General features: G+C 62.6%; 29 protein-coding genes and 1 pseudogene. 9 read left to right on the top strand and 21 right to left on the bottom strand.

Going from position 1 to position 26,392, the window contains the following annotated elements; translation table 11 throughout:
* Window positions 1–246: 246 nt before the first annotated feature.
* The 5 genes from X751_RS159430 to X751_RS159450 all read right to left on the bottom strand — a co-directional run bounded on the left by X751_RS159430 (window position 247) and on the right by X751_RS159450 (window position 6,361).
* Window positions 247–2,727 carry a hypothetical protein gene (locus tag X751_RS159430; protein WP_023743952.1) on the bottom strand — a complete coding sequence of 827 codons (2,481 nt, stop codon included), beginning with the start codon at window positions 2,725–2,727 and terminating at the stop codon, window positions 247–249.
* Window positions 2,724–3,326: a hypothetical protein gene (locus X751_RS159435; protein WP_023743951.1), complete on the bottom strand. Its 603-nt coding sequence runs from the start codon at window positions 3,324–3,326 to the stop codon at window positions 2,724–2,726. The genes X751_RS159430 and X751_RS159435 overlap by 4 nt, the downstream gene beginning before the upstream one ends.
* Before the next feature lie 268 nt (window positions 3,327–3,594).
* On the bottom strand, window positions 3,595–4,584 hold the full coding sequence (locus X751_RS159440) for a hypothetical protein (RefSeq protein WP_023743516.1): 990 nt from the start codon (window positions 4,582–4,584) through the stop codon (window positions 3,595–3,597).
* A gap of 45 nt (window positions 4,585–4,629) precedes the next feature.
* Window positions 4,630–5,541, bottom strand: a complete 912-nt coding sequence (locus X751_RS159445) for a hypothetical protein (RefSeq protein ID WP_023743950.1) — start codon at window positions 5,539–5,541, stop codon at window positions 4,630–4,632.
* Window positions 5,542–5,788: 247 nt separating this feature from the next.
* Entirely contained in the window at window positions 5,789–6,361 is a 573-nt protein-coding gene (locus X751_RS159450; RefSeq protein WP_023743949.1) for a hypothetical protein, read from the bottom strand.
* A gap of 258 nt (window positions 6,362–6,619) precedes the next feature.
* Between X751_RS159450 and X751_RS159455 the strand changes: the two genes are divergently transcribed.
* Window positions 6,620–6,937 (top strand): YMGG-like glycine zipper-containing protein, encoded by a 318-nt coding sequence (locus tag X751_RS159455; RefSeq protein ID WP_023743948.1) that lies wholly within the window; start codon window positions 6,620–6,622, stop codon window positions 6,935–6,937.
* A 121-nt stretch (window positions 6,938–7,058) separates the two neighbouring features.
* Here the strand turns inward: X751_RS159455 and X751_RS159460 are convergent, their stop codons facing one another.
* From X751_RS159460 to X751_RS159475, 4 genes are all read right to left on the bottom strand, one after another.
* Window positions 7,059–7,544 (bottom strand): hypothetical protein, encoded by a 486-nt coding sequence (locus X751_RS159460; protein ID WP_245265730.1) that lies wholly within the window; start codon window positions 7,542–7,544, stop codon window positions 7,059–7,061.
* A gap of 347 nt (window positions 7,545–7,891) precedes the next feature.
* The gene (locus tag X751_RS159465; RefSeq protein WP_023743946.1) at window positions 7,892–8,326 is read right to left on the bottom strand and encodes a hypothetical protein; all 435 of its coding nucleotides are present in this window, start codon (window positions 8,324–8,326) and stop codon (window positions 7,892–7,894) included.
* Window positions 8,326–9,672 (bottom strand): hypothetical protein, encoded by a 1,347-nt coding sequence (locus X751_RS159470; protein ID WP_023743945.1) that lies wholly within the window; start codon window positions 9,670–9,672, stop codon window positions 8,326–8,328. Before X751_RS159470 ends, X751_RS159465 begins: the two co-directional genes overlap by 1 nt.
* A gap of 269 nt (window positions 9,673–9,941) precedes the next feature.
* The gene (locus tag X751_RS159475; RefSeq protein WP_023743944.1) at window positions 9,942–10,769 is read right to left on the bottom strand and encodes a hypothetical protein; all 828 of its coding nucleotides are present in this window, start codon (window positions 10,767–10,769) and stop codon (window positions 9,942–9,944) included.
* A gap of 214 nt (window positions 10,770–10,983) precedes the next feature.
* Here X751_RS159475 and X751_RS01000000163490 point away from each other — a divergent pair.
* Window positions 10,984–11,350: pseudogene (locus tag X751_RS01000000163490) on the top strand (endonuclease domain-containing protein).
* A gap of 110 nt (window positions 11,351–11,460) precedes the next feature.
* Here X751_RS01000000163490 and X751_RS0132640 read toward each other — a convergent pair.
* From X751_RS0132640 to X751_RS24755, 4 genes are all read right to left on the bottom strand, one after another.
* Complete coding sequence (locus X751_RS0132640; protein ID WP_023743943.1) at window positions 11,461–13,629, bottom strand: portal protein; 2,169 nt, start codon at window positions 13,627–13,629, stop codon at window positions 11,461–11,463.
* A 212-nt stretch (window positions 13,630–13,841) separates the two neighbouring features.
* Complete coding sequence (locus X751_RS01000000163485; protein ID WP_348524572.1) at window positions 13,842–14,846, bottom strand: acyltransferase; 1,005 nt, start codon at window positions 14,844–14,846, stop codon at window positions 13,842–13,844.
* 488 nt (window positions 14,847–15,334) lie between these two features.
* Window positions 15,335–15,529, bottom strand: a complete 195-nt coding sequence (locus tag X751_RS1000000166770) for a hypothetical protein (RefSeq protein ID WP_155924219.1) — start codon at window positions 15,527–15,529, stop codon at window positions 15,335–15,337.
* The gene (locus X751_RS24755) at window positions 15,471–15,998 is read right to left on the bottom strand and encodes a hypothetical protein (RefSeq protein ID WP_023743942.1); all 528 of its coding nucleotides are present in this window, start codon (window positions 15,996–15,998) and stop codon (window positions 15,471–15,473) included. The genes X751_RS1000000166770 and X751_RS24755 overlap by 59 nt, the downstream gene beginning before the upstream one ends.
* A gap of 148 nt (window positions 15,999–16,146) precedes the next feature.
* Between X751_RS24755 and X751_RS159480 the strand changes: the two genes are divergently transcribed.
* The gene (locus tag X751_RS159480; RefSeq protein ID WP_156929835.1) at window positions 16,147–16,566 is read left to right on the top strand and encodes a hypothetical protein; all 420 of its coding nucleotides are present in this window, start codon (window positions 16,147–16,149) and stop codon (window positions 16,564–16,566) included.
* A gap of 434 nt (window positions 16,567–17,000) precedes the next feature.
* Here the strand turns inward: X751_RS159480 and X751_RS159485 are convergent, their stop codons facing one another.
* The 3 genes from X751_RS159485 to X751_RS159495 all read right to left on the bottom strand — a co-directional run bounded on the left by X751_RS159485 (window position 17,001) and on the right by X751_RS159495 (window position 19,487).
* Entirely contained in the window at window positions 17,001–17,675 is a 675-nt protein-coding gene (locus X751_RS159485) for a hypothetical protein (RefSeq protein WP_031246912.1), read from the bottom strand.
* A 137-nt stretch (window positions 17,676–17,812) separates the two neighbouring features.
* Window positions 17,813–18,568 (bottom strand): terminase family protein, encoded by a 756-nt coding sequence (locus X751_RS159490; protein WP_023743940.1) that lies wholly within the window; start codon window positions 18,566–18,568, stop codon window positions 17,813–17,815.
* Window positions 18,569–18,941: 373 nt separating this feature from the next.
* The gene (locus X751_RS159495; RefSeq protein WP_023689873.1) at window positions 18,942–19,487 is read right to left on the bottom strand and encodes a hypothetical protein; all 546 of its coding nucleotides are present in this window, start codon (window positions 19,485–19,487) and stop codon (window positions 18,942–18,944) included.
* 134 nt (window positions 19,488–19,621) lie between these two features.
* Between X751_RS159495 and X751_RS159500 the strand changes: the two genes are divergently transcribed.
* Window positions 19,622–20,509, top strand: coding sequence for a HEAT repeat domain-containing protein (locus X751_RS159500; RefSeq protein ID WP_023712570.1), 888 nt, complete (start codon window positions 19,622–19,624; stop codon window positions 20,507–20,509).
* A gap of 333 nt (window positions 20,510–20,842) precedes the next feature.
* Here the strand turns inward: X751_RS159500 and X751_RS159505 are convergent, their stop codons facing one another.
* Genes X751_RS159505 through X751_RS159510 form a run of 3 tightly spaced genes read right to left on the bottom strand, consistent with a single transcriptional unit; the run spans window position 20,843 to window position 22,269 of the window.
* Window positions 20,843–21,580, bottom strand: a complete 738-nt coding sequence (locus X751_RS159505; RefSeq protein ID WP_245265734.1) for a terminase family protein — start codon at window positions 21,578–21,580, stop codon at window positions 20,843–20,845.
* Window positions 21,480–21,866, bottom strand: coding sequence for a hypothetical protein (locus X751_RS1000000165265; RefSeq protein ID WP_023671450.1), 387 nt, complete (start codon window positions 21,864–21,866; stop codon window positions 21,480–21,482). The genes X751_RS159505 and X751_RS1000000165265 overlap by 101 nt, the downstream gene beginning before the upstream one ends.
* Entirely contained in the window at window positions 21,859–22,269 is a 411-nt protein-coding gene (locus X751_RS159510) for a hypothetical protein (RefSeq protein WP_023671449.1), read from the bottom strand. Before X751_RS159510 ends, X751_RS1000000165265 begins: the two co-directional genes overlap by 8 nt.
* A gap of 439 nt (window positions 22,270–22,708) precedes the next feature.
* Between X751_RS159510 and X751_RS159515 the strand changes: the two genes are divergently transcribed.
* The 5 genes from X751_RS159515 (at window position 22,709) to X751_RS159535 (ending at window position 25,237) form a co-directional block, all read left to right on the top strand.
* Entirely contained in the window at window positions 22,709–23,524 is an 816-nt protein-coding gene (locus X751_RS159515; protein WP_023743936.1) for a class I SAM-dependent methyltransferase, read from the top strand.
* 248 nt (window positions 23,525–23,772) lie between these two features.
* Entirely contained in the window at window positions 23,773–24,216 is a 444-nt protein-coding gene (locus X751_RS159520) for a MucR family transcriptional regulator (RefSeq protein ID WP_023671447.1), read from the top strand.
* Window positions 24,217–24,288: 72 nt separating this feature from the next.
* A complete protein-coding gene (locus X751_RS159525; protein ID WP_023685951.1) occupies window positions 24,289–24,453 on the top strand; it encodes a hypothetical protein in 165 nt (54 codons plus the stop codon).
* Window positions 24,454–24,567: 114 nt separating this feature from the next.
* Window positions 24,568–24,837 (top strand): hypothetical protein, encoded by a 270-nt coding sequence (locus X751_RS159530; protein WP_023671445.1) that lies wholly within the window; start codon window positions 24,568–24,570, stop codon window positions 24,835–24,837.
* Between the two features lie 94 nt (window positions 24,838–24,931).
* Window positions 24,932–25,237, top strand: a complete 306-nt coding sequence (locus tag X751_RS159535) for a hypothetical protein (RefSeq protein WP_023671444.1) — start codon at window positions 24,932–24,934, stop codon at window positions 25,235–25,237.
* Between the two features lie 22 nt (window positions 25,238–25,259).
* Here the strand turns inward: X751_RS159535 and X751_RS159540 are convergent, their stop codons facing one another.
* Window positions 25,260–25,673 (bottom strand): DoxX family protein, encoded by a 414-nt coding sequence (locus X751_RS159540; protein ID WP_023700688.1) that lies wholly within the window; start codon window positions 25,671–25,673, stop codon window positions 25,260–25,262.
* A gap of 145 nt (window positions 25,674–25,818) precedes the next feature.
* Complete coding sequence (locus X751_RS159545) at window positions 25,819–26,322, bottom strand: Lrp/AsnC family transcriptional regulator (RefSeq protein WP_023671442.1); 504 nt, start codon at window positions 26,320–26,322, stop codon at window positions 25,819–25,821.
* Window positions 26,323–26,392 lie beyond the last annotated feature (70 nt).

Raw genomic sequence — 26,392 nt, 5'->3', positions numbered from 1 at the left:
TGGGTTCCTTGGTGGGAATGGTGCGAGAATGGTGACGTCGGCGGGACAGCACCCCCCTCTGTCCTGCCGGACATCTCCCCCGCATGGGGGGAGATTGGCAGCTCGGGCAGGCTCGCCAGTCTTGCTACGTCAGCGATTAGCGAAGGCAAAGATGCCGTTGATCTCCCCCCTTGCGGGGGAGATGGCCGGCAGGCCAGAGGGGGGTGGGCGGGAACTCGGCGTTGACTATTGCCGCATCAAATTTTTCTACGGCTCGGCGTCGAACACCGGGGTAAACGCCCGGATCGTGCAGGGCGTCGGGTTGAGGTGGCGGATGCGGACCCTGCCCTGCCCTTCCCAGCTGTCGTCGACCGGTACATCGACATTGCCGGTGTAGAGTTTCGCATTGCCGTCGGGTGCGACGATGCTCGGCATGCGCACGCTCTCCCAGCGGCCGCGGAGGAAGGACTGCACCTGCAGCCCGGTGGTGTCGGTCTCGAGCAGCGACAGGATGACTTTCGCCACCTTCTTGCGGCGGCCGATGACGGAACCGTCCTGGCCGCCGACGTCGAGTTCCAGCGTGTTGGCCTCGGACTGGAAGGGCAGCCCGACCTGCCACTTCCCAGCTGTGGCGCCGGCGGGCAGCGCCACCTGGCCGGAGGCAACCGGCAGGCCGCGATAGACCTTGCCGCCGGCCAGCACGTCGACCAGCTGGCCGTTGAGATGGCCGAGCCCGGAGACGACGTTGACGGGTGCACCCGAATAGGTCAGTCCGCAATCGACCTGGAAGGCATCCTCCAGCATGCCGTATTCGAATGGCGTGGTCATGATTTCGATGTAGCGCCTGGTCACCCCGCCAATGGTGCGCTTGACGATCAGCCAGATGTCGTCGACGCCGTTCTGGCCAGGCGTCACCACGGCGCTTTCAACGACCGCCCAAGTGGGTTGACCGGGGGCGGATCCAGCGAAGCTGCCGCCGAAGCGATGGCGGTGCATGCCGCGCACCTCCTGGCTCGGCTGGTGGGTGTAGCCGCCAAGTTCGCCATTTTCGAGCGGGAACCACAGCATCGGGTCGGGGTCGGTCTGGAAGGCGAGTTCGACCACGCCTTGCTTGGGGATATGTTCCGAGATCTGGCCGATGTCATCGGAGGTGAATTTGGCTGTAGAACTCTGCGTCAGCTCGGCGATCGATTTGCGCGAGCGGGTGACATAGAGGAAGGACTGCCCCGCATCGACCGGGCGGATGCGGGCGCAGCCGAAGGTGCGCGAACGGCGGTTCTTGAACGAAGACGGGGTGAGCGCCTCGTCGATGCCGGAGCCGGACAGCGCGCGGATGCCGCCCGAGGTTCCGATCAGCAGCGCACCATCGGAATCGGCGATCCAGACGATGTCGTTGGCCTGGCCGCCGCCGGCCTGGACGAATTCCAGCGCGTCGTCATCTTCCTCGCCGAGCGCGAAATTATCGAAGTCGCCGGTCGCCGATGCATAGACCGAGAATTTTCGACTGAAGGCCAACCGCTCCTCATAGAGCGAGCCCGCCTCGACATATTTTCCGGGCACGAAGGTGCCAAGCCGCCAGCGACTGATCGGACTGAGATCCGGCAAGGCATGGCCATACTGACGAACGGTAACGACTGTCGCGCTCGTGCGCGCTGCAATCTTGGCCCAGCGCCACCGCCCATCCGAACCGAGCAGCCGGATGGCGCGGCCAATGTCCGATGTCTGGAACCCGGTATCATCGTTGATGCCGATGACCGATGACGCCGTCAGATTGAACGGCGTCATAAGGTCGCCGTCCTCGTTCGGCGCCCATTCGGCGAAGTCGGTTCTGGTACTGTCAGAGCCGCCGCCACCGTCCATGTCCATGCGCAGATATTCAAAGGCGGCCTTGTTGAAGAATTCGAAGAACCGGCGCTCGGAGTTACCCCAGCCTATCTGGCCAATCCGCGAGTCGATGGTTGTCCATGTCGATCCGTCGTTCGAGCCCTGGATTTCCCATTGCGTCGGCATGTTTTCTGCTTCCGACGCGCTGTTCATGGCTTGCACCCAGTAGGCGTTGCAAACCTTCTGCGCTCCGCTCGCCTGCCGATATTGGACCCAGCCATTGGTGCCGGCACCGATCTCCGCACCTGTTCTGCTGTCCTTGTCGAAAATCGCCCACGCTGACGCGGAACCGTTGCTGGCCAAAGCCGTTCCGGCCGGAGCCGTCAAGCCTGTCATCTTCGGCACGTACGAGCCGTAACTGGCCGGCGTCATCGTGGTGCCGGTCCTGTTGATTGGGTCGTAAGGGCCGTCGAGGAACTCGTAACCTGCCAGCGTCCATGTCGTGTGGGCGGTGCGGGTCAGCACTTTGGGCGCATAGTTCTTGTGGGTGATCCACATCTGGTCGGCTGACTGGACATAGGCGAGGTCGAACAAATCGGCCTCCAGATAGGGCGAGGCCACCTCGACCGTGCCGACGCGGGCGCCATAGGCATAGACGCGGATATAGAGGTCGCCGAACTCCAGGCAGTAGGCCTGCTCGGAGGAGAAGATGAAGGGGATGGCGCGCGTCTTCCTGGCCGAATTCTTCACCTCGTTGACGAAATAGCTGCCGCCGCGGGCGCGGATACCGCCATGCGGCAACGCGACGAAGTTCTCACATTTGGACAGCGCCGCACGATAGAGATCGAGTGAGGCGCGCGCGTGCAGGCGCGGGCTGATTTCGCCACGGGTGAAAACGTCCTGGATAGGGTAGAGCGCGGTCATCGGGCAGACACCCTGAAGTCGCCGCGCTGCTGCGCCCAGGATGAGGTGTAGAGCCGGCCGCCGCGCTGGATGGCGTTGGCGGCGAAGGCCGCGTCCAGCGCCCGGTCATAGGCGGAGCGGGCGATGTCGATCATGCCCGCCTTGTGCGTCAAGGGATGCGCGATCTTGATGGCAAGGGCGGAGACCAGCACTTCGGTGAACAGCGCGTCCCAGTCGTTCGGGTCGGTAAGGTTGGCGATGTAACGGATGATCAATGGACCGGACCGATCGCTGTAGATCAGTCCGGCTTCCTGGCGCCACGAGATCGGCACGCCGTTGGGCTCGCCATTTGCGGTCAGCGGCAGCGGCCGCAGGCAATCGGCGGGCAGTTCATAGGCGAAGTTCAAGGTGCAATTGCCGCTGCCGGTGTCGGCGCCGGCGACGCTGGCGGCAAGGATGGCGAACACCCAGGCGTGCCTGGCGAGTTCGGCTTCCCGCGTCAGGTCGAAATGCAGGTTGAGCAGGCGCGCCGCCTTGACGTCCTGGTCGAGACTGTCGATCGGCGCCTCGTCGAGGACGGCGAGCGCCATATTGGCGATGTCGAGCGGGGTGATGGCCATGGATCAGCGCCTCGTGGATGGTGGTTGATTGGGCAAGGGCATATGGCGGAGCGCCAATCTCCCCCCTTGCGGGGGAGATGGCCGGCAGGCCAGAGGGGGGTGCTGTCCCGCCGACCTGACGTAATTTGGAGAAGCGGTTGTGGGTTGAAGGGGGTTGAAAGGGACCGGAAGTTGGCGATCCTTCACACCCCCCTCTGTCCTGCCGGACATCTCCCCCGCAAGGGGGGAGATCAGCAGTTTCGGCGACCCGCTGGCCGGACGAAAGGTACTACGCCTCGGTCGTTTTCAGCGCGATGAACGTCATGCTCTTGACGCTGGAGGCCGTACGGTCCCAGTTTGCCGCCAGCGCGAGTTCGGCGTCGGTGGCGAACTCGCCGGCCGAAGACGCGTCGAGGAAACGGGTGCCGGGCACGTGCGGCACGAAGTGCCTTCGGCCAACCATTTCGGTGACGCCGCCGCCATGCCCCTGGCGCGGCTTGCGGTCGAACTCCAGCGGGCCGCCCTCGGTGTTGACCGGCAGCTCGTTCCACAGGATCGCCTTGTCCTTGAACATGAAGGCGGTGTAGACGCCGGCCGCCACCGGAATGTCGTCATCGACCACGCAGCGCAGCCCCATGTAATAGGGGATGAGCGGCCCGCCCTGTTCGGAGGACGGCACGTAGTCGATGAGGTCGGCGAGCTTCAGCGCCTTCATCTGCTTGGAATGCATCCAGATCGTCTTGAACTTGTCCGCGCGGTCGCCCATCAGATAGGCGGCCTCGATGATGTCGGTGTCGACGATGGAAGCGCCGGTGACGCGGACCAGATCGCTGCCGTCATTGGCGATGTTGTCGGCAACGACCCCCTTCAGGATGCCGAGCAAAGTCAGCTTGTTGGCGCGCTGCCAGTACTCGGTCTGGCGCTTGACGATCAGCTTTTGCGGATCGTCGCCGGCCAGGATCGAGGTCAGGTCCGGAACGCCCCAGGCCTGGGCGCGGACATTGCGGGCGGCCACCTCGCGGCGGGCGCCGATCTTCTTCATCTCGATGGAATCGGCCGGATCGTCATTGACGGGTTCCGACGGATCGTTGCCGAGATCCTTCCAGCCGGGCATGTCGACGGAACGGCCGCCCATCGACAGCTTGGCGGTGGTGGCCGGGTCGTTGAACAGGATGCCGGCCTGGAAGATTTCCAGCGACTGGACGTGCTCTTCGAACGAGTACTGGGCATAAACGGACGGAACGATCGCGTCCGCGATACGGGTATAGGCGTCTGCCATTTTTCACTTCCTTTGAGGTTTGATGTGGCGGCGGGTAGCTCGGGATCAGAGCGGGTTGTTCGGCATCCATAGATCCGGGTTTTCGCCCGCTTCCCGCGCCAGCCGCCGGGCGCGGGCGGGGTCGCTTTTGACAAGGGCTGAAATCGCCGAAATGTTGCGATCACCAGTGGCGTTGCGCTTGAACGGATTGCCGCCGCTCACGGCCGCGCCGCCGTCGATCGTGTCTTCCCTGAACATCGCCTCGCCGACGGCGTGGAACGCCTTGGCAATCTGCGGATCGGTCAATGCGCCGTCCGGGAGAAGGATGCCCTTGGCCTTATAGGCGTCGACCAGTCCGAGCTTCTTCATCGCCCGGTTGGCGACCTCGAGCTTCTGGCGAAAGCCGTCGCTGCCGGTCGGTCCCCAGTCGCGCACGAGATCGTCATGCGTGGCTTCGACCGAGCGGGCGAGCGCGACGTCCTGGCGCGCGGCCTGCTCGGCCATGTAGCCGACGAAGCGGTCGTGATAGGCCTGCGCCACCTTCGGCGTGGCGCCGGCCTCGACCGCCCAGGCCTTGGACGCCTGGGCAAGCTCGTCCGAATAGGCGAAGTTTTCCGGCAGGCCGTCGGGCCGCCTGTACTCGACCTTGTCGGGCGATGTCAGCGGGCGCATGGTCTCGGGCAGCCGGGCATGAAATTTCTGCCAGTCTTCCGGGGATGCGTCCGGTGCGGGAACGCGCAGGCTCTCACCCTGCTGCCGCTCCAGCTCCGCATAGGAGTTGAAAACCCGATCCAGGTTTTCAGCCTTGGTCCAGCCCTTGGCTTCAGCGAGCTTGCGGTTGCCTTCGGAAAGACCGTCAAACCAACTTTTAACGCCAGGCGCGGCGGACCCGTTCTCCGCACCTGCCGGTGGCCGTACTGGGTTGCCCGCCGGCTGCGCACGCGCCGCCACGGACCCGGAATCTGCCAGATCTGTCATGAGTGGATTCCTTTGATTGTTGTTAGAAGGAGCCGGCGGCGAAACTGCCAATCTCCCCACCTGTGGGGGAGATGTCCGGCAGGACAGAGGGGGGCGCGAAGGAACGCCAGCGTTCGGGCACTTCGTCAGCCGAAGCCTCTCCGAATAACGCAAGTGTAAAATCGACAGGACAGGCCGGCGGGACAGCGCCCCCCTCTGCCCTGCCGGGCATCTCCCCCACGAGGGGGGAGATTGGCTATATCACCGCCTACGCGTTATCGCCCCAGTTCTCCCACAGCAGCGTGATCGTACCCGTCACCGCCAGCGTGCCATCGGCATCGATATCCGTGCCGGTCGCAAACGCCAGGTTGAGATAGAGGTCGACCGGCGTCACCGTGCCGTCCAGCGTGGCGGCTGCCGCGACATCCGCGGTCGAGGCCGTCGACAGCGCGGCGCCCAGGCCATCCAGTGTGCGGGCCGTCGAAGCCAGCACATTGACCATGGCGCCGGCCAGCGTCGCACTCGATGCCGCCACAGAGCCCAGCGACCAGGTCAGCGCCGCATTGTCGTTGATGGTCGCCGCGCGGGTGGTCAGTACCGCAAATTGCAGTCTGGCCGTGCCGCCCTTGATGCGCACCTTGCCGTCGGCGAAATCGAGCAGTTTCTGGCTGGCATAGGCCAGCGCGTCGGCGACCGGCACCTGCATGCCGGCAAGGGTGAAGACGGTGCGGTACGAGCCGCCCTGCCCCGTGGTGACGGCCTTGAGGCCGAATTTGGGCGGGGCAGATCCGGCCTCGCGGGCGGCGGCGCGCGACAGCGTCCGGGGAAGACCTCGGGTCATTGGTATCTCCATTTCTGTTCGGAATTCTGGAAAGGACGTTATTCAAAAAGCGCCGGATCAGCGCTGGCGTATCGATTCAAACCGGGGCGCTATGGCCCTGTTCGCGCAAGGCGTTTCCGCTTTGGCGACCATTGTCTTCAAGGCCCGAGAAACCACGTCTCATTTCGTGAGCGGGCGCGCCGCCGTTTGGCCGCAATGCGACAGCTACTGGCAACCATTCGCTCCAATCCGCGTTTGGGGCTTCAAAGGAGTTCCAAGATGATCATCAGACAAGCCATTGCCGCCGTGCTCATGACTGCCGCTCTGGCAGGCTGCGCGACGCAGACCGAACAGCAGCAGAGGGCAACCAACGGCGCGCTTATCGGCGGCGGTGTCGGCGCGCTCGCCGGCCAGGCGCTGGGCGGCAACACCAAGAGCACCGTGATCGGCGCCGCCGGCGGCGCCCTGCTTGGTGCCGTTATCGGCCAGTCGACCACGCCGCAGCGCCGCGGCGAACAGCTCTGCCGCTACCAGGATCGCTACGGCCGCATCTACACCGCGCCTTGCGACGACCGGTATTACAACGGCGATTATTGAGGACGGGTTTCCCCTTCTCCTCGTTCAACGGGGAGAAGGTGCCCGAAGGGCGGTTGAGGGGCAGCGCGATCCTCTGAGAGGCTGGCCCCTCACCTGCTACCGGCATCCTCAATCGTCAGAATTACCTTTTAAGCTCCGGCAAGATTTTTTCGTCGAGAAATTTGAGGCGGCCAGCCAGCATTTCGGCGTTGGCGGGATTTGCGTCGACATTGACCGGTATCAATTTCGCCACCGACTTTCCTTGTCGCGCTGCCTCAACCCAGTCCTCAAGGGCACCGATATAGCCATCAAGAACCTCGAAAGGCGTCCTCGCGTCGTCGGCAGGGATATATGTCGGCGGCACATCGCCAACGATCACCCAGATCCATTGGTTCACATCCGGTCGCGGCTCTATCTCGAACAGGAAAATGTAGATTATTCCTTCCGCGCCATATCCGAAATATTCGCCTTTGATGGATAAGACCCAGGTGTAAAATTCGAGATACTGCCGTGCCTCGATTCGGGCGGCATCAAGATCGTCATCGGCGGTGCTGATGTCGGCCGGAGGCAGACGCATAACGCTGCTTAAGTCTGGTTTGGCGGTCTCTATGGCTAACTCCCTTGCCACCTTCGTCTAGCCCAGCGCACCGAGGCGGTCACCTCAACATCTGCAAAAGCCACGCCCGAAACACCTATCTCCAAAGGTTCCCGCTTGGCTTGCTCGGTGACAAGATAGCAGGGGAAGCTTGTTATGAGGACGTCACCTATCCAAACGTCAATCTCGTAGTGGAATTTGTGGACAATGGCGGGTGAACGCGATTGTCGAGGAGAGTATTTTTGCCAAATCACCAGCGGCAAAAGGCTCTACATAATAGTAATCCATTTCTCACCTATATATTCCGAGAAGTGGAATGAGTGACCCAGAATTGGCAACTCTGGTGGATTAGGGTGACTTATTCATTGCATCGGCCCTCGTCATGAGTCTCTTTCGCCAAAAGGCTCAATCACCGCAGAGGGAATTCCTAGTCTTTCAAACAAATCAAGGACTCGCTCTGATATGACGAGATCGTAATTCGAAGCGATGCCAAAATCGTCGCGACCTGCTTGCCCGTCCACTTTTAACCAGACGAAATGTGGCAGTTCCTGCCCAGGCTGCAACTCATGAAATTCCTCCGACTCTGCCACCTCAGCATCGGAAAAATCAGCACCAGATATCCCCATCTTCAGCAACGCCTCCTTTGCTTCATCCGTTACAAGAAAGCATGGAAAGGTTGTGACAAGCGCGTCGCCGAACCATCCTTCTACCTCATAGTGCAGCTTGTGGACGACTGGTGGGTGAACGTCGGTGTCTAAAACCGTATGGTTACCCAGCCCACCAGCCACATCCGGCCTGATATCAAAATATCGCATTATTCACCTATCGGCGGGTCGAACAAATGGCCATATTTCTTGTCGATTTCTGTAATTTTATCAAGCCATTGCTCGCGCGTGAAATTGGGGTTGCGTTTATAGAATTCATCCCATTCAAACCTGATTACCTTTTTGTGTAGGTTTCTATCTCGTTTTTTTGGGATTCCTCGAAGATTTTCGTATGAATTTATTTCTTCTATATTTGTAATTCTTGGATCTCTCTCGACAACCTGCCTCTCGCTAGCATGATGAACAACGTTATCACTGCTCTTTAATTTCGGATTTCTGGCGTAAAAAATCTTGCGGTAATCCTCTGACTCGGCAACGCCTAGTTTTGCGCCGGAGTATCTGACCTTGTCTGGATCCCGGGCGAGCATTGCGCCTAGCATTGCATTGTCAAATGCGCGGTCGGATTTGGGGACCGATTGGAAAGCGAAGCTGGCCAGCCCCTGCTGGTATCGGAGCGTTTGGGCGTCCACGCCACCAACAAGCGCCTCGCCTTCGTCAGCTAACTCGCCCGGCCGCTTGGCGACGAGGCCTTCGGCTCGCTCGGCCGCGATAGCGCTCATAGACTCAACTGCTCGCGGTATGCCTTTCTCGGCGGCTCGGCCAAATCCGGGCATCGGTATCGCCCAGCCGAATGCGTCACCTCCCTGACGCATCATCACTTTCTCGGTGGGATTTGCAGGCTCGTAGTAGCCTTGGCTGAAATCGGGAGGGTCGATTGATCCGAAGGAAAGCCCGTAGCCAACTCCCTTCGTCAATTTGCCCGCGAATATCCCGGCATTTGCACCCGCCTTGCCAAGCGCCTTGGCGTCAGCTCGAAACACCTCGCCCGCTGAAAGGCCAGGCTTGCCGCCGGGGAGTATGCCGCCCAGGCCGGCTTCATCCAATTCCCGGACCAAAGCTGCCCGCGCGACAGGATCTTTGGTGCGCGCAAACAACTCGCTCGCCTTGGCGTAGCGGTCCATCAAGTACGCGCTTCCGCTGTCGCGCTGTTCGGCAAGCTCGAGCAGGTAGGAAAACGTTATTGGCTGAAGATTTTCATCTTCGATGCCCAATACTTTTTGCAGAGCGACAGACAAGGCTATCGTCTGATCGTAAAGGTTCGGATCATAGTTCCCCGGATTCGAAGCCCCGCTGCCAAACACGGCTTGCCAGCCCTCGAAGGTCTTTTGAGACAATCCGCTGACGTAGCCACCGGCACCGACCCGCCGCCTCTCCCGCACCAGCTTTGCCGCGGCGTCGGTGATCTCATAGCGCTCCTGGTCCTCAGGTGAAGCGTTCGGCCCCGGCTCAGCGCTGACAACAGCGGCATCGATCGCCTGGTTCGACATGGTACCCATGTCAAAGATTTTCTTTCCGACCCCGGCTCGCCATTCGAGAACCCGCCGGCGCCTGTCGCCCTCATCGAGGCCATAGATGATCCGGTAGGCATCCTTGCCCGGTATTCCGCCGGAGTAGGCGCCCGTGCGTGCGAACTGGTCCGGCGCTTCCGCCTCGGCGCGACCGATGGCAATGCGCGTCTGGATGTCCTGCGAGAACTTGGCGACCTTTGCCTTTAAGGCCAGGACATCCTGTTCCTCCTGGGGAAGATCGTCCCTGAATGCCTGCGCTATGCGTTCGTCCGGAGTCTGCGTGCCGACGCGGCCTTCTTCCCGGGCGCCATCCTTGGGCCTTCCACAAAGGAGTTGCCCGCAGCCTGCGCGCTGTCGCCCATAGCCCCACTGCCGGCGGCCGGGGTGCCAACGCCAAATATCGCCAGCGCGCGCTTCGGGTCCCTGGAAATCAGCGCCTCGAACCGCGCCTTGGCGGCGGTGCTGTGCCAGTCCTTGGCCAGTTGCTGCCTGATACCAGGATCGACCCCCATCTTGTCGATGAGATCGAGCCCGTCCTGCCTGGCCGCCTCGAAGGTCACGTGGTCGTCGGGGTGCGCCTTGCCGATGGCGATGGCGTTGGTTCGCAGCGCCGTGTCGACTTGGGCCCGCTCATAGTCTTTGCGGCGTTGCAGCTGCTGCGCCGCCATCCGCCAAGCACCCTCGGTGCGCAGCGTCTCCTTGCGAGCGCTGAGGCCGGGGTGCAGCTCGGGCGGCACCTGGCTCAGGAAACCCTTGAACAGGGTGTCGAACCGACCCGTTTGCAGCACGCGCCCCGTGTGCGGGTCGACCTGGCCATACATGCCTTCGTGCAGGCCGGCGCCATCTGCCGGCGCATTGGCTACAGCGTCGGCCTCGGCCTGCGCGATCTCGCCGTTCAACTTGCGTGCGGCGACCTCGGTATCGAAGGCCTGCTGCTGCGATATGAGCTGCTCATAGCGCTCGGCAACCTCCTGCCAGTAGCTGTCGGGCTGCTGGCTTGCCCCGCCTGCCGGCGAGGAGCCAGTACCTTGCGCCGTATTGCCGGGCCGGCGCCGGGCAACCGAGAGAGGAATGATGTGGACCATGTGTCTGGTTCCTGCCGATGGAGCGCTTTGCCGGAGGCATGGCAAGCCGCAACGCACGCCGATCGCGTCGTTTGCGGACTTTTGGAGTGGCGTTGTTGGAAACACGGCAACGGTTGAGCAGAGCGCCGGTGACAGCTAATCTCCCCCCTCGTGGGGGAGATGTCCGGCAGGACAGAGGGGGGCGCCGTAGAGTGCCCGCATCGGGGCTTTCATAATGCCGCACACACCTTTGCCCCCAAGGCATCGTTCAAAAGCCAGATCGATGCGCAAGGTGATGACCGACGCCGAGTTGAAGCTTTGGAATGAACTTCGCGCGCATCGATTGATGGGGCTTGGCTTCCGCCGGCAATTTCCGATCGCCGGCTACATTGTCGACTTCGCTTGCCCTGAAAAGAAGCTCACCGTGGAAGTTGACGGCTCCCAGCATGCGGAAGCGGATTCAGCCGCGCGCGACGGAGCGAGGACGACGCGCCTTGAGGAAGACGGATGTTCTTCGCTTCTGGAACGACGACGTCCTTCGCGACATCGATAATGTTTGCCAGCATATCGTGATTGCGGCTGGGCTTGGCGCAGCGCGTTGATTGGGAAATCGATCTGTAGAAACGGCAAACGCTAGCGGGACAGCGCCCCCCTCTGTCCTGCCGGACATCTCCCCCACACGGGGGGAGATTGGCAGCTTTGCGGATGCCGCCTATCCTTCCGCCCGTGCCGCCTTCTCCAGCGCCGCGAGCTGCGTCTCGTCCAACGTCAGAAATCCCATAATGTGCTGCACCACTTCAGCCCGCGCATTGCTGAGCGCGCTGTGCAATTCGAAGCCGTTGGGCGTCCTGGTCCTGGCCATCCACTCGCCATAGGACGGGCGGCGGTAGTAGCCGACGGTTGCCGCGAGGTCGGCCAGCACCATTTCGCCGTCCTCGCCGGAGAACACCCTGAGATAGGCCTTGGTCAGCGCGTCGCGCGCCTTGGCGGGGCCGCCGGCCTGACTGGCGCGGGCGAAGCGTTTGCCGCTCATGCTCCCTGCTCCGGCGCGGCCGCTCCGGCCGTCGCCCGCGCGGCCGCTCCGGCCGTCGCCCCTCCCCCGCCGCCCCCCCGCCGCATCAATGCCNGCTCCGGCCGTCGCCCGCGCGGCCGCTCCGGCCGTCGCCTCTCCGCCGCCGCCCGCCTGCAGCATCAATGCGTCGAGTAACCCGCTGTCGCGCGCCTGGACGGCTGCGGGCACGGCATCCTTGGCGACCTTGCCGGCGGAAGCGATCGCCGCCATGCCGGCCTGTGCCTGTTGGGCCTGTGCTCTTGCTCCACGCAGACCCTCCACCTCGTCCTTGCGGCGGAAAATGCGCTGCGGGCTGCGGCCGGCGCTCTGCACGATCTTCAGCGCCTCGTCGCCATCGATATTGTCCATGATGCCGGGATCGAACTGCGCCATCTGCATGGCCGTCGTCACCACCTGGATGGTGTCGCGCGCTTCGGCCGAGCGGCGCAGCACATCGAGCGGGCCGGTGAAGGTCGGCCGCACCGCCTTGCCGGCGAGGCTGTCCGGCGGCGCGAAGCGGCTGTCCTCGTCATAAAGGCCCTTGTCCTCGAGAATTCCGAGCTCGCGGTCGAGATTCGAGGCAAATCCGGCCTGGATGATCGAGCCCGAGGGGCCGAGCAGCGCGCCCTTCTCCTCTTGGCGGATCAAGGCTTCGGTCGCCGTCATCTGCGGGTTCTGCACCAGCGTCTGGAACAAATTGACGAACATCATGTCGCGGATTTCCTCCGCCCGGCTCGCCGCATAGTTGAAGGCATAGGTCGGGTTCTGTCCGGTCGCGATCGGCTGGATCAGCGGCCTTCCATTGTCGTCGATGAGGCCGGGATAATTCTCACCGGGGTTGAGCACCGGGACATAATCGAGCCTGGCCTTGGACGCCGTGGCCGGATCGGTGATCTGCTGCAGGGCCCGAAGGCCCGAGCGGCGCACCGCGTTCTCCTCGCGCACCGTGGTCAGCGCCTCGATAGCAGGCGAAATGCCATAGGGGTCGCCCTCGTAGCGGCGCCAGTTGAAGGTCGACACCGGGAAGGACCGAAAACCGCTCTCCCTGACGATCTCCTCCTCGTCCTCGATGACGTGATAGGAGGCAAAGGCCGTGTCGAGATACTGATAGTCGCCGGAAAGCCGGTACATCTTGCGCTCGTCGCGCGGCTGGATGCACTGGATCAGCGAGATTTTCGTCTCGCATTTGGCGGGATCGTCGACCAGCATCTTGATCCGCGCCGGCATTTTTTCGTAGCCGAGCAGCTGCGCCGCCTGTCTTGCCGTGCGCTCGTAGCGGCGGTGGAAAATGTCGACCTGGCCCCAGCGGTTGCGGGCGAGATAACCCTCGACCACGGGGATCGAGGCATAGCGGATCAGCGTGCCGCCAAAGCCTTCCTCGGCATAGAGATAGGCCGGGCCATAACGCACGACATTGCGCAGGCAGGCTTGCGTGGCCGGCACGAAATTGGAGTTGGCGGAATAGCGCAGCGCAAACAGGAAGTCGCGCAAGCCTTCCGCCCATTCCTTCTCCTCGTCGGTCTCCTCGTCGTTCATTTCTGCGGTGGTCAGCCCGTGCCATTTTTCCGACTGCGGGATGATCAGGCTTTCGAGCCCGGCGGCGAGGCGATTGGCGGCCGAGTTGATGGTGTTGGCATAGACGCGGGCACCGCGCCGCTCCTGCCGCTCGGCCTGCGAATGCAGTCCGCCGCTCCTGCGGCCGCTCCAGACATCGGGCGCATCGGGATCGCAAAATTCCGCCACCTGCTCCCACACCGCCTCGTACTGAGAGCGCTCGGTCTCGAGCTCGGATTGGCGGGACAGGATATCGCGGGCACGGGAATCGGTCATGAGGGGCTCGCTGGGTAGGATGTGAATGGACGGCGAAGCGGCGCTTCTCCCCACTTGAGGGGGGAGATGGCCGGCAGGCCAGAGGGGGTCGCCGCGCGTAGAGCGCTAGCCTCATCTGTCGGTGGCGGGAGGTCGCGTCCGGTCGCACCGACCCCCTCTGTCGCCTTCGGCGACATTTCCCCCTCGAGGGGGAGATCGGCAGCGTCAGCCGACTACGCGCTGCGCTTGATGCCCTCGAGCACCGGCGCAGTTTTCCGGCCAAAGCGCTGGACGACGAAGCGGCCCGCCTTCTGGCCGGGGACCTCGATCAAAGTATAGGTGATCCAGGACAGCAACGTCACCGTCGGCAGCACAACGGCAACGACGATGGCGAAGCGCAGCGGCGCCGACAATTGGTGGCCGAACTCACTGATGACGAACGCCGCGACGGGCTGCAGCACCAGCAGATGGATCAGGTAGATGCTGAAGGAAAGCTCGCCCATCAGGTGGAAGAACCGGTTGCTGAGCGTCACGGCGATCGCTCGCGCCAGCGTTCCCGCCCTTCCAGGCAGCATGCGGTAGAGAACCAGCGCAAAGAAGCCCGCCACCAGCGCTTCACGCACCAGAACCTTGCCCAGCCCCTGGTCGCCGCCAAAGGGCAGCGCCGCCAGCAGCAGCGCCAGTGCCAAGTACAGGATAGATCGCGGCTGGCTCTGATGCACGACTCCGGCCAGCAGCATCCCGCACAGGAATATCTGTATCTTGAGCGGCAGAAAGGACGGCATCGGAAAATGGATCGACAACAGCCGCATCGCAAACACGATGACGCAGCCGGCCGCCGCGACCACAAGGGCGCTCCTCATCCAGTCCAGCCTGCGCACCAGCAGCATGACGGCCGGGAACACGGCATAGAACTGCATCTCCAGCCCCAGGCTCCAGTCAGGCAGCGGCGTGCGATAGGCGAGGTTCGGCACCAGCCCAAACAGGAACGTGAGATGAGCGACGATGTTTTTCAGGCTGCCGTCGAGGTAGCGTTCCGGCGCCTGGTGCGATCTGGAGAGGAAATCGTCGATGATGATCCTGCAATCGTAGAGATAGGGGCCAAGCGCCAGCGCCAGGCAAAGCATGACATAGAACAGCGGCGCGATCCTGAAATAGCGGCGCGTCCAGAATTTCAGCCAGGTTTCCGGTCTTTGCCAAGGCTCCTTTTCCTGGCGCAGCTGATAGTGGAACACCATCAGGAAGCCGGACAGTGATGAACAGGTCGACGCCGAGATCCGGCTCGCCGACGATCGGAATTTGCCAGCCGGTCAAAAGCATGCAGTGCCCGACCAGCACCCAGATCGCCGCAAGCGCGCGAAGCCCGTCCAGGCATTCGATGCGCGACGACTTGATGATGCTGGTTTCGTAGCTAGCCATGTTGCACTGCAGCATGGCGCCTGAGGGGCGATTGTCAAGCCGCTGAGAGATGACGAATTGCTACACCCTCCCCCTTGTGGGGAGGGTCGGCGAGTTCGCTTTGCAAAGCAAAGCGAGGGAGACGGGGTGGGGGTGCAGCGCAGACCCCACCCCGTAGGCTGAACCGCACGTACCGTGCGGCTCAGCCTACGACCCTCCCCACAAGAGGGTAAGATGCGTCACCTCCGCTTCACCAGCCTGGCATGCCGTCGCCAGTACCACCACGCCAGCACGCGCTTGCTGAAACTGCGCTTCATCGCGGTCATGGTCATACCCCCAGCAGAACGCGGCGCTGGCCGGTGAGGTCGCCGGGCGCGAGGTCGGTTTTCACCGTCGCCGCCGTGCCCTGGCGCTGTTCGAGTTCAGCCCGCAAGGCTGCCTCGCGCGCCTGCACGTCCTTGTCTTCAATGGTCGGGGTCGGTGGCAGCGGCTTCAGCGCCGGCGGCTTTTGAAAGAGACACATGGTTCCAGCCTTCTCTTGTCCAGTCGTAAAGGAAAAAGTCTTCGCCGTTGCGGCCATATCCAGGCAACCGGCAGCGTTGGGTGGCGCCGAGCCGGCCGAGCCAGCGCAGAGCCAGTTCGTTGGCGGCGAGCGCCCGCGCCTCGACCCGCCAGGCGCCCCGCGCCGCAACCTTCGGCCCAAGCACCGCATGGAAGTGGCCGGTGATGCCAGGCACGCAGCGCTTCATGCGGCGCGTGCCCCAGCTCCAGGCGATCCACAGCCCGCCGCGCTGTTCGGCGGCGCCAAAGCCGGCCTCCGGATTGCCGTCGAGCTCGGCAACATAGGCAAAGCCCTGCAGCGCGGTGACCGCCAGCAGGGCCGGCGACCAATGGTCAAGCTGGCAGTCGATCTCGGCCCGGTCCTCGGCACGCAGATTGGCGGCGATGTAGGAGAGATCGCGCAGCGTGGCGGGAATGATGCGGACGGCCATGGATATCCCATCCCGCGCGAGGCAGCGTTGCGAAGACCCTCGGAATCCTGCCATCAAAGGCGTCGGAAGATGACGTCGATGCTTTCGCAGCGCTTGCCACAACCATAACAGGGCTATAACGTTCGAAATACAACCATAGGAGGTATCGTTGCGATCGCTCATTCTCGCCGCGATGGCGGTGTTTGCGTTGCCATTTGGCGCGGCTCAGTCGGACGACGTGGATAAGACGGACACTCTGTGGCAAAGCTGCCCAAAGGGCGTGCTCTTCAAGGAACTCGAGTCGGGGATTGTCGTGACCGTCATCAGACAAGGTTCCGGTAAAGCCGCCTTCACGGCGGATAAGAAGCTTTTGCAGCCGGCCACGGCGGCGGAGCTGGTGACGAAAGAGGGCGACCACGGATTTATCAGTGGTCCGATGCCTTCCTATATGTTTGCGGTAGGTCCGGATACAGTCAAGAACTTCAATTGGAGGTCCGCTGAAACTTACCCAGATGCATTCTATACCGTTCGGGACGATGAAGGCGTCGAACCACTACTAAATTTTGTTGATGTTGGCTGCGCGCCGTAGCTGAACGGATGATGATTGTTTTCACAATAAAGGACACCGCCTAATAAAGAGGTGGCCCTTTCTGAGCGGCACCGATATCGATCTATTTTACGGCCAAGCTGAATAGTAGTCCTCTGGTAAATTGATACCAAATTTTCCCGGAAGGAACCGCAGCAAATCGGGAGGCGTACCATGCAAATGAAGACCACGCTTCATTTTTAATTTCAGTAACCACTTAAGACCAGATTCGTCTGCATAATCTGGACTACCATAGCTAAGATTATCATCAACCGATGACGGCTCGCCTGATGCACGCTGCATTAGGTATTCGTCAACTATCCTCGATGCTTTAGGAAAACGTGGGTCGCCGATGGGTACTTGATCGATGTCGGATCGATTATGCTTAGACCTGGAGGTCGGACCATTAACGTCTGAGAATTGATCCTTGCTTTTTACTACGCTTTCAATGCTGTAGCCCCAATCCGTGTCTTTGCCGTGCTATCCCGCCACGCGGCTTCGGCCTGCAACTTGCCCTGCGGGTCGAGGCCCATCTTGTCGCGAACATCGAGGCCGCGCCGGCGAGCGGCGTTAAAAGCCACAGTGTCGTTGGGATTGCTTTGAGCGATGGCGTCAAGCTCGGCGCGCTGGACCCCGGACCATTGGTTCTGTTCATAATCCTTGCGCCGCTGGAGCTGCCGCTGCGCCATGCGCACCGCGCCTGCCATGCGCATCGCCTCCTTCTGCTTGGCAAAGTTGGCGCGTTGGCTTTCGGGCATGCTCGGCAAGACCTCGCCGAACATCTTCTCGAACAGACCGGGCTTCACCGCTCGGCCGTCATACGGGTCCAGCTGGCCGTACATGGCCTCGTGCATGCCCGCGCCGTCGGCCGGCGCCTTCGCCGCCAGCTCGTCTTCGGCCAACGCGATCCGGCCGTTGAATTGGCGGCGTGCGATCTCGGCGTCGAAGGCCTCCTGTCGCTCTGTCATCTTCCGGTAGTGCTCGGCCAGTGCGGAAAGCTCGTCGCCAAAACCCTGCATGGCGCCGCCGATGGGCGACCCTTGCGGATACTGCACTGCGTTCCCCGTATCGAGCCGTCGCCGACCAACGGAGAGTGGGATGATGTGTACCATTGTTGGCTGCTCCCTGGCTTTGAACAAAGGCGCGCAGCGCTGGCGACCACAGCAGGGCCGGGCCACACGCGTTCGCCGCCCGCCTCGCGGGCTTTGTCGGATCGAAGACTCTTGGAAAGATCGAGGGCGCTTGCCCCTCACCGAAACGCCCCCAGCGGATCACTCTGCCCGGTCGTCCGCCTCGCGCTCTTGAACTCCGCGGGATCAACCACCGCTTCCCGCAGCATCATCACGCCATAGCGCGTCGCGGCCATCAAATCGTCGCGCAGTTTCACCACCTTGCCGTCCTTGCGATGGTAAAGCCGAAATTCCTCGAACCAGGGCAGCAGCGACGAGAACACCTTGAAGCGGCCGGACTGCATGCGGTCGAGCATCTCCATCAGCCCGGCCTCGACCGAGACCGAGCCGTCGGCGAAGCGGGCGTGGCCGGTGAGCATGTTCAAGCCGTGGGCGGCATATTGCCTGGCGAGCGCCGTGCCCGCCCCTTCCAGCGTCTCGCGGCGGCCGTCGCGCGGCCAGGCCCAGGGCAGCCATTCGCCCCATGGCTTCAGCGCCAGCACCTGCATCGCCGGCGTCTGCTGCGAGGCCCTGGCTGCTTTGGTGACGTAAACGATATCAGCCTCCGTATCCCAGGCGAGTTCGACGGCGGCCGACGGATGGTCCCAGCCGAAATCGAGGGCGCCGATCCGCGGCCAGTAGCGCGGCAGCCGGAACGGCTCGCAGGCAATCAGCTCCTCGGCAATCGGAAAGATGCGGCCGGAGCCCAGCACCGGAATGCCGCGCGCCCGCGCCTCGCGCTCATGCTCGGGATAGGCGGCAACGATCGCGGCGCGCTCGTCCGGCGAATAGTGTTCGGCGTCGTCTATGGTCATGAAGGTGACGTGACGGGTCATGCAAGCATGCTCCAATAGAGTGTGGCCATTGATACCACCGCTCATCAATGCGAAGCTGACCCAAGACTTGGGGGAACACATGATTCGGATTGCAATCGTTGTCGCCATTGCCGCCAGTGCATCGGCATGCACCAGCCAGGCGAATGTTCCTTACGATACGAGTAAAAAAATCTGCAGAACCCGTACCGATCCAGGAACAGGGTTCAAACGCGAGGTCTGCGTCCCCGACACTCCCAATCAATCCTGTATGCTCTATATATACCAGTATACCGGTCGAGAGAAAATATTGTGCGGCCCATTAACGCGCAAATCGCCAACCGCCGAGGGTCGTGCCAGGCAGCTTGCGGGCACCAAATATCCCTGATTGGACTCATCAACTGCCTTTGATGCGGATCACCTTTGGCGCCTGCGCATCCATGAACATGTAGCACCTGCCAAGCAGCGCCTTTTTGCCGAGCTCATCGAACACATTCTGCCCCAGCGGCGTGATCAGCACCTCGCCCGTAGCCAGCCCATCCTGGTGGCGGGCCTCGATCTCTTGCCAATGCGCATTCGCAACGTCGGAAAGCACGACATTGAAGGCTGGATGATTGTAGCTGACCAGCACGTTGCCATCATCCATGTCGGACGGCTTCATGTCCGGGTGATAGTTGTAAATCATGGCAAGCGTCTGGATGGCGGCCATGGCTGCCGCCTCATCGGACAGGCCGGCTTCCGTCAGCACGCAGGTGCCGTTTTCAAGGATGGCAAAGTCACGGCCTCTGTCGAAGTAATAGCCGAACCGTTCCTCGATGCGATCGATGGGTTGTGAAAACGAGGGTCGCCATTTGGGCACCTGGGGCTTTGATACCTCAGCACCACCCGCCGGCGACACGACAAGCGACGACAAACCGCCTGTCAATACCTGCCGCCTGTTCATGGACTTGGTTCCTCGACAACCTAGCCACTAGTCGCGGTTCGCGATTCCGCAACGCGCCGAAACGGGAAAGCTTCGCTCTCATCTTTTCCTTTATCGCTTTATGCGGTAGGTCTTGCCGTGCATCGGCGACATCGATGCGTCTGGGCTGGTGCATTCTGCGCGGCCTGTACTCTACGCGGGTGGGACAGCCACTCTTTGCCATGACAGATCTATTTGAGGCGATGCGCCTGTCCGCCGAGGACAGCGAGGTTGCTCATCTTTTTTTCAGCGAAGGCGGTAAGATCCTGCTGCCACTCGGCAAATCGACAAATGCCATGACAGGTCAGGAGATGCTGGAGCGGCTGCTGTCGTCCCCGCATGATGACGATGGCGCGCTTGCCAACGACCTTCTCGGCGAGCTCGGCAAGACGGTGCCGTTGGAAAGCCTTCGTCTCCTGCTGACATCTGCCAATGCTGAGACGCGAGCGGCGGGTGCGTTTATTGCCACCTTTCAAAACCAGAACATAAGTTCGATGGTGGGTGAGCTGGCCGCGCTGCTTGGGGACAGCAACCCGCGCACGCGCTTCGATGCCGTGGAGTCTATCTTGCGATGCAGTACGCGGAACGATGGTCAGCATCTCGCGCAGGCGTTGTTTGCCCTTGATGATTATCACGATGGTGTACGCATGGGAGCCGTCAAATTTGTGCGCTTTGCAAAAGACTGGCAGTTAAAGCTTGCGCGTCAGCACGCCGCGTTGCTCAGGCCGCAAACGCCGTTTTCGGCGATCGCCGATATCTCCGGGCAATGGCGAGGTGATGCATCAGGCATGATCCGTGCGATGCTCGACCATTCAGAGCCGGTAGTGCGCCGTTACGGCCTGGGGCTGGCCAGCCGGGCGAGGTTGGTCGTTGTTGACGCGTTCGTCGAATGGGCGCAGGCGTCCGCCGATCCTGAAATCAGCAAACTGGCAACCGATTGCATCGAGCACAACCAGATATCGCACCACGCCGTATGGCAATCATCATTGCCGGCAATCGCCTGAGGCACCGCTGATCTCGGGGTCAAGATAGCGACGTGACAGGACGTAGAGCCTGCCGAACTGATTCAAAGTAATGTCGCATGATGTTGTCCGAGCACGATATTTGCGCCGGGCGTGGCGATTCTTACCTTCTCCCCTTGTGGGGTGAGAAGCGGTCCGCGTGGCGGACGAAAAGCCAATTGATTGGCTTTTCGAGCTTCGAACGCCCTGAGCCTGCGAAGGCCCGGGTGGTGGCCGATCCAACCTGCCGGGTCCCCGCTGCTCTGCAGCGTCCCGGCGTTCGCCGGCCTTTCGTCGTGCCACTGGCACGACGAATTCGCTTCGCGAACCAGCTGCTCACCCCACAGGGGGAGAAGGAAGAGCCTCCTGCGCAGACAAAAACCGCAGCACTACGTCGCTCATGCCCAGCAGCGGCGTAAACGTCACGATGGTGATGCCGCCCGTCGCGTTGGTGCGGGTCAGGCCTTCGGAATAGATATCGAGCGGCGGCTCCTCGTCGAACCAGACGCCGTGCAGGGTTTCGCCCTGCCACTTTTCGCGGCCCTTCTCATAGCTCTTGAACGACAGCACCGATTCATCGGCCTGCACGTCGCCGCCGCCGCCCCAGCGCACCACGATGCTGTCGAGCGCGCCCGGCGCGCAGCGGCCCATCGTGGTCTGGCGGATGGCATCGGCGGGGATCATGCCGGTGCCCCATGCCGCCTGCTGCTGCGGCGGGCCGACCAGCACGCGCTGCGGGTTGTCTCGCGTGCCCTCGCCGGTCACGCCGGCAGCCCATAGCCTGACGGCGGCGTCGAAGGTCTTGCCCTGCCACCACGCGGGATAGCGGCCGGTGAGATGCATGGCCCATTCGGCGCCGCCGGCCCTGGTCTTGCCCAACTGGTTGCCGGCCATGAACAGACGTTCCCGGTTCTGCGCGCCGGCGGCGTGAAACTGCGCCTGCCTGGGATAAGGCCGGTAGGCGGCAAGCTGGTTAGTCCTGCGCCTGCGGTCCAGCTCCTGCAGCAGCGCCAGATAGTGGCGGCGCGTCTTCAGGCTGGTCGCCAAACGGCCCGAGGACGGCTTCGAGGCCACGGATGCGGCGGCGGATCTCGTCATCGCTCAGGGCTTCCAGATTGTCAGATGAAACATGCAAATCCTTGGCCAGATCCTTGGGCAGCACCGATTGCACGATCTTCAGATACTGGTCGGGCTTGTCGGCCCGGACCGCGGCAATCACGCCGGCGCCATGGGCGCTGAAATCGGCGCGAACCGCGTCGAGGAAATCATCGCCAAGCGTCTTCTTCGTCCGCTTCGGCTTGGCAGCGGCGGCAGTCGCCTTGCGGCCAGGGCGCGCACGCGGCGCCGTCCGGTCAGCCATGATCCGAGATCCCGGCGGGCTCGGCGGTAGGTGCCTGTTTCGCTGGCCGCTTGATCTTGCCGGACTTGATCTTGCCGGACTTGCGCCGTGCCGATTTTGGCCCTGACCGTGTTGGGGCGGCCTTGCGGGCTGCATCAGCGGCCGGCGCGTGGCGCTTTCCGGCAGACGCGGCTTTCAGGCTTGCCCTGGCGATCGCCCTTGCGTCGTGCGCGCCGCGCGGAAAGCCGAAGCCGCCGATGGCATCGACAGGACCACCGCGAACCATGCCGATCAGCACGCCCGGCACGACCGGCTCGATACGGCCGATGCGCGCCTGCGGGGCAGCGCCCTCGAACACGCCAATGGCGCTGACGACCTCGCGGCCGTCATCGTCGGTGATGATGGTGGCATAGCGGTTGGACAAGGGAGGCCTCGCGGATAAGGCAGAATGAACCGAGGATAGCGTTCCTTCACGCCCCCCTCTGTCCTGCCGGACATCTCCCCCTCAAGGGGGGAGATTGGCAGCTCCAGGGTCGCGACCAATTTGCAGCGCTGACGATTGGCGAAAGCAAGGCGGCAGTCCGATCTCCCCCTTTGAGGGGGAGATGGCCGGCAGGCCAGAGGGGGGTGCTGTCCCGCCGACATCCGATATCCGCACGTTGTGGCATCAGGAAAACAAAACCCGCCTCGTGGGCGGGTCGGTGGCGCAAATCAGCACCATGGACAAATCATAGCAAAGCTGCCCTCACCCGTCAATGCAAAAAAGGAAATAATTCCTACTTCGGTCAAAGCCGCGTCTTGGCGCGGCCGCGCATTGCGCGAGGGCCGCTTCGATGGGATGCTGGGCCTCGTCGGAGAGCGCAATGAGCGATGTGACCAGTCACTATGGCAGCGGCGGCATTGTCGAGCGCATCCTGTCGGCTGTGCCGGACGCAAAGGCCGGCAGCCTCGCAGCCAAACAACTCTATCCGTTCGATCAGCTTCATGGCCGCGAGCTGATCGCCACGCAGGACCATGCCGCGCGTCTTGCGCCCTCCGCCGGCGATCGGGTTCTGGACATCGGCAGCGGCATTGGCGGCCCGGCCCGGTTCCTTGCCGAGACCTATGGGTGCAGCGTCGACGGCGTCGACCTGACGCAGGCGTTCGTCGAGGCATCCCGCCGATTGACCGAGCTCTGCGGCCTAGGCGACAAAGTGCGTTTCCATGAGGCCGATGCGACAAGGCTGCCTTTTGCGGACGACACATTCGACGCGGCAATCTGCTTCTATGTCGGCATGAATATCGCTGACAAGGCGGCGGTCATCGGGCAAGCGTGGCGCGTGCTGAAGCCGAAAGCCAGGCTTGTCTGGACCGAGGCGGTGCTGGCGGACGGCGAGCCTTACTATCCCTTGCCTTGGGCGGTGTCGTCGGCGGCCAGTCATCTTGTCGACGGCGAGACCCTGAAGGCTCTGTTTGCTTCAGCCGGATTCCGGGTCGACGATGTCATCGACGAAACCGGCGATCATGTCGAGCTGGCGTTGAAACGGGCAAATTCCGGCATCGTGCCCTCGCCCGCCCAGCAGCAGGCCAATGAGATCGTGCTCGGCGCCGAGTTCGTGCATCGGCGAAAAAACTACATAAGCAGCCTGAGCGAGGGAAAACTCGCGTCACTGGCCATCATCGCTTCCAAGCCGGCCTGAAACAAAAAACCCGCCTCGGCGGCGGGTTGGTGGCGCAAATCAGCAACATCGACAAATCATAGCATAGCTGCCCTCACCGGTCAAGATATGTCAGGAAAGAATTCCTACATCGACATCGATCGGAGACTCGGCGATGCTAGCGCTACCACATCCGGCGTCAAGTCATATGCATATGTTCTAAAGTGCCATGCCGTCGGCGGATGTTGTCTGATAATTTGTCCTTTGGCATCAAGGGGGCAAAAGAAGCCATGTCTGAGGACAAAATCCGAAATATAAATCTGACCGCCGACATCGTCGCGGCATTCGTGCGCAACAATTCAGTGCCTCCGGATAGCCTGCCGGCGTTGATCGAGAGCGTCAATGCAGCGCTCGCGGCCGTGGACAATCCCGTTGCTCCGCCGCAACCTGCGCCTGAGCCCGCGGTCAACCGCAAGCGCTCGGTAACGCCGAATTTCATTTACTGCCTCGAGGATGGCAAGAAGTTCAGGTCGCTGCGGCGTCATCTCGGCTCCGCCCATGGCATGACGCCGGAAGCCTATCGCGCCAAATGGGACCTGCCCGGCGACTATCCGATGACGGCGCCCAGCTACGCCGCCAAGCGCTCGGAGCTGGCAAAGGAGTTCGGGCTCGGCATCAGGACACCCGAGGCCCCGGCCGCCAAGGCGCCGGCCAAGAGCAAGACCAAGGCGTAAAGGCACGCCCCCTCCGTGCCGTACGCCTGCTGGAGGACGATCGTGGTGGCCGGAGAGCCCAATGACGTTCGCGTGGAACGTGTGGACCGCCGCCAATGGGCGGTGCTGGTTGCCGAGAATGGCACGGTGACCCAGCATCTGTTCATGGCCCAGGAAGCGGCCGAGGAGTTTGCCGACGGCGAGCGGACAAGGCTCGGCCTTCCCGCCAGGCCGCCGGCGGCGGATCCGCTGGCCTGAACAGTCCTTCAACGGGCTGCAGGATACAAGACGCAGCCTTCGACAGGCCGTCTAGCGACTGGTCATTAGCTGGCTCTTATGGAATCATTCCACTCCAACTCGGGGGAGAGCGGGATGGACAAACCAGCCATGGCATCCGTGTTCAGGATGCGGCAAGCGCCAGCCACTGTTTCGGGCGTTCGCAGCGTCGGCCAAGGCCAGGCCGATCCGGTCATCGGCAGAAGGCCGCTCGGCGAGGCGATCCGCTTCGTCATCGACGCCCATCCCCATTACGACATCAGCTGCGTTTCGATCGCCTATGGCGACGGCTCGGCCCCGCGCCTCGGCAGCCGGGAGGTCAAGGCGCTGTGGGCCGAATATGGCCGCCGCTGGATGGAAGAGTAGCGCAGGCCATCGGCCGACGCCTATCGCTTGCATCCCCGTCCGGATCGTAACAGCGGCTCATGCGTTGAGCGTGAGCCAAATGGGAGCAACAGCCATGAACGTCGCCAATCTGCAACTCGAAGGCCTGCTGATGGCCGTCGCCTCGATCAATCAGGTGCTGGTGCGCAAGGGCCTGCTCACGGTGGAGGATATCGACATTGCGCTGCGCAAGGCCGAGGCCATCGAAACCGGCGAGGAGCGGTCCGACGGCATGTCGGAGTCCAACCGCGACGCCGTCAACTTTCCGATCCGACTGCTGGAACTGGCCAATCAATGCCAGCCGGAGGCGGACATGCCGTCCTTCTCGAAACTGGCCCGCATGGTCGGTCAGATGAAGGAACCCTACAACGACCAGATGTGAGGCGGTCTGCCGACGCGGGGCCTCACCCTCGGCCAATCTTCGAGGCCAGCACGCTGCCCGGTCCATGCACGGCGGCGAACAGCAGGCCGGCGGCGAACGGGAAATGGGACATGAAGGCGCCGAACTCGGCCTGGTTGCCGGTCCAGTGCGACGGACCGTGGAAGGCAAAGCCGAGGAAGACCACGTAGACGGCGGCGACCAGGGCGGCCGGCGTGAAGAACGCTCCGGTCAGCAAGGCGATCACCAGCAGCGTTTCGAGGATCGCGGCGCACCAGGCCAGAAACAGCGGGAACGGGAAGCCGGCGGCGGCGATGTAGCCGGCGGTCATGTTCATATCCATGAACTTGAAGGCTGCTCCCATCGCGAACATGGCGGCCAAGGTCAGGCGGGCGATGAGAATGGCCGCGGTCTGCCACGGCGATTGAACGGCTTCCATGATGTGCTCCAAAGGTTTGCAACGGGTTTCGCCCCAAGGACGGGCGCCACGCCGCCGATCCTACACCAGCCCGCGAAATTCTTTCGCGGCAAAGCCGGACCTCGCAAAAGGAGGCGCTTGCAATCCTCTTGCCGCGCGTGGCCGCTCAGAGCTTCGCCATCAGCTCCCGCCCCAACCGTTTCGGCGGCTCGGCGCGCAGCACCACATTGGTCGTCACCGCGCCGTAGCGGCCGATGGCATCGACGATGCTTTCGAGGTCGGGCGGCGACGGCACGACCACCTTGACCAGAAAACAATCCTCGCCGGTCACCCGCAGCACCTCGACCACTTCCGGCATGGCCGCGAATTTCTTCAGGCAGGTCTGGATGTGCTCATGCGTGGTGCGCAGGCGGATCATGGCCATGGTGCCGAGACCGAGGGCGGTGGGATCGATCGCGGCCCGGTAGCCGGCGATGATGCCGCGCTCCTCCAGCCGCTTCACCCGCTCCGACGTCGCGGGCTGGGACAGGCCGACGCGGCGGCCGAGTTCGGAAATGCCGATGCGGCCATCCTCCTGCATGATCTCGATGATTGCCATGTCGGTGGGGTCGAGCCGTGGCCGGTAATCGCCGTTTGCCATGAACACCTTCAATCCATCGGAATTCTTCATCGCTTTCCGATGATCTCTCATTCCGCGAACAAGGAGAAGCCCTAGGATTGGGACATCATCTGCGGCGAAG

This window comes from Mesorhizobium sp. LNJC394B00 (assembly GCF_000502555.1).
Classification (GTDB): Bacteria; Pseudomonadota; Alphaproteobacteria; order Rhizobiales; family Rhizobiaceae; genus Mesorhizobium.
The sequence above is the reverse complement of the archived record's forward strand: the minus strand, read 5'-3'. Positions and strand labels throughout refer to the sequence as shown.

Excerpts from the sequence above, each read along its gene's own strand:
- X751_RS159450 (WP_023743949.1), bottom strand. The coding sequence starts at position 6,361 with ATGACCCGAGGTCTTCCCCGGACGCTGTCGCGCGCCGCCGCCCGCGAG.
- X751_RS159475 (WP_023743944.1), bottom strand. The coding sequence starts at position 10,769 with ATGGTCCACATCATTCCTCTCTCGGTTGCCCGGCGCCGGCCCGGCAAT.
- X751_RS1000000165265 (WP_023671450.1), bottom strand. The coding sequence starts at position 21,866 with ATGGCTGACCGGACGGCGCCGCGTGCGCGCCCTGGCCGCAAGGCGACT.
- X751_RS159500 (WP_023712570.1), top strand. The coding sequence starts at position 19,622 with ATGCGTCTGGGCTGGTGCATTCTGCGCGGCCTGTACTCTACGCGGGTG.
- X751_RS159495 (WP_023689873.1), bottom strand. The coding sequence starts at position 19,487 with ATGAACAGGCGGCAGGTATTGACAGGCGGTTTGTCGTCGCTTGTCGTG.
- X751_RS159515 (WP_023743936.1), top strand. The coding sequence starts at position 22,709 with ATGAGCGATGTGACCAGTCACTATGGCAGCGGCGGCATTGTCGAGCGC.
- X751_RS159465 (WP_023743946.1), bottom strand. The coding sequence starts at position 8,326 with ATGCGATATTTTGATATCAGGCCGGATGTGGCTGGTGGGCTGGGTAAC.
- X751_RS159545 (WP_023671442.1), bottom strand. The coding sequence starts at position 26,322 with ATGAAGAATTCCGATGGATTGAAGGTGTTCATGGCAAACGGCGATTAC.
- X751_RS159440 (WP_023743516.1), bottom strand. The coding sequence starts at position 4,584 with ATGGCAGACGCCTATACCCGTATCGCGGACGCGATCGTTCCGTCCGTT.
- X751_RS159540 (WP_023700688.1), bottom strand. The coding sequence starts at position 25,673 with ATGGAAGCCGTTCAATCGCCGTGGCAGACCGCGGCCATTCTCATCGCC.
- X751_RS24755 (WP_023743942.1), bottom strand. The coding sequence starts at position 15,998 with ATGGCCGTCCGCATCATTCCCGCCACGCTGCGCGATCTCTCCTACATC.
- X751_RS159490 (WP_023743940.1), bottom strand. The coding sequence starts at position 18,568 with ATGACCCGTCACGTCACCTTCATGACCATAGACGACGCCGAACACTAT.
- X751_RS159530 (WP_023671445.1), top strand. The coding sequence starts at position 24,568 with ATGGACAAACCAGCCATGGCATCCGTGTTCAGGATGCGGCAAGCGCCA.
- X751_RS159485 (WP_031246912.1), bottom strand. The coding sequence starts at position 17,675 with ATGGTACACATCATCCCACTCTCCGTTGGTCGGCGACGGCTCGATACG.
- X751_RS159520 (WP_023671447.1), top strand. The coding sequence starts at position 23,773 with ATGTCTGAGGACAAAATCCGAAATATAAATCTGACCGCCGACATCGTC.
- X751_RS159435 (WP_023743951.1), bottom strand. The coding sequence starts at position 3,326 with ATGGCCATCACCCCGCTCGACATCGCCAATATGGCGCTCGCCGTCCTC.
- X751_RS1000000166770 (WP_155924219.1), bottom strand. The coding sequence starts at position 15,529 with ATGTGTCTCTTTCAAAAGCCGCCGGCGCTGAAGCCGCTGCCACCGACC.
- X751_RS159535 (WP_023671444.1), top strand. The coding sequence starts at position 24,932 with ATGAACGTCGCCAATCTGCAACTCGAAGGCCTGCTGATGGCCGTCGCC.
- X751_RS159445 (WP_023743950.1), bottom strand. The coding sequence starts at position 5,541 with ATGACAGATCTGGCAGATTCCGGGTCCGTGGCGGCGCGTGCGCAGCCG.
- X751_RS159455 (WP_023743948.1), top strand. The coding sequence starts at position 6,620 with ATGATCATCAGACAAGCCATTGCCGCCGTGCTCATGACTGCCGCTCTG.
- X751_RS01000000163485 (WP_348524572.1), bottom strand. The coding sequence starts at position 14,846 with ATGGTGTTCCACTATCAGCTGCGCCAGGAAAAGGAGCCTTGGCAAAGA.
- X751_RS159470 (WP_023743945.1), bottom strand. The coding sequence starts at position 9,672 with ATGGGTACCATGTCGAACCAGGCGATCGATGCCGCTGTTGTCAGCGCT.
- X751_RS159430 (WP_023743952.1), bottom strand. The coding sequence starts at position 2,727 with ATGACCGCGCTCTACCCTATCCAGGACGTTTTCACCCGTGGCGAAATC.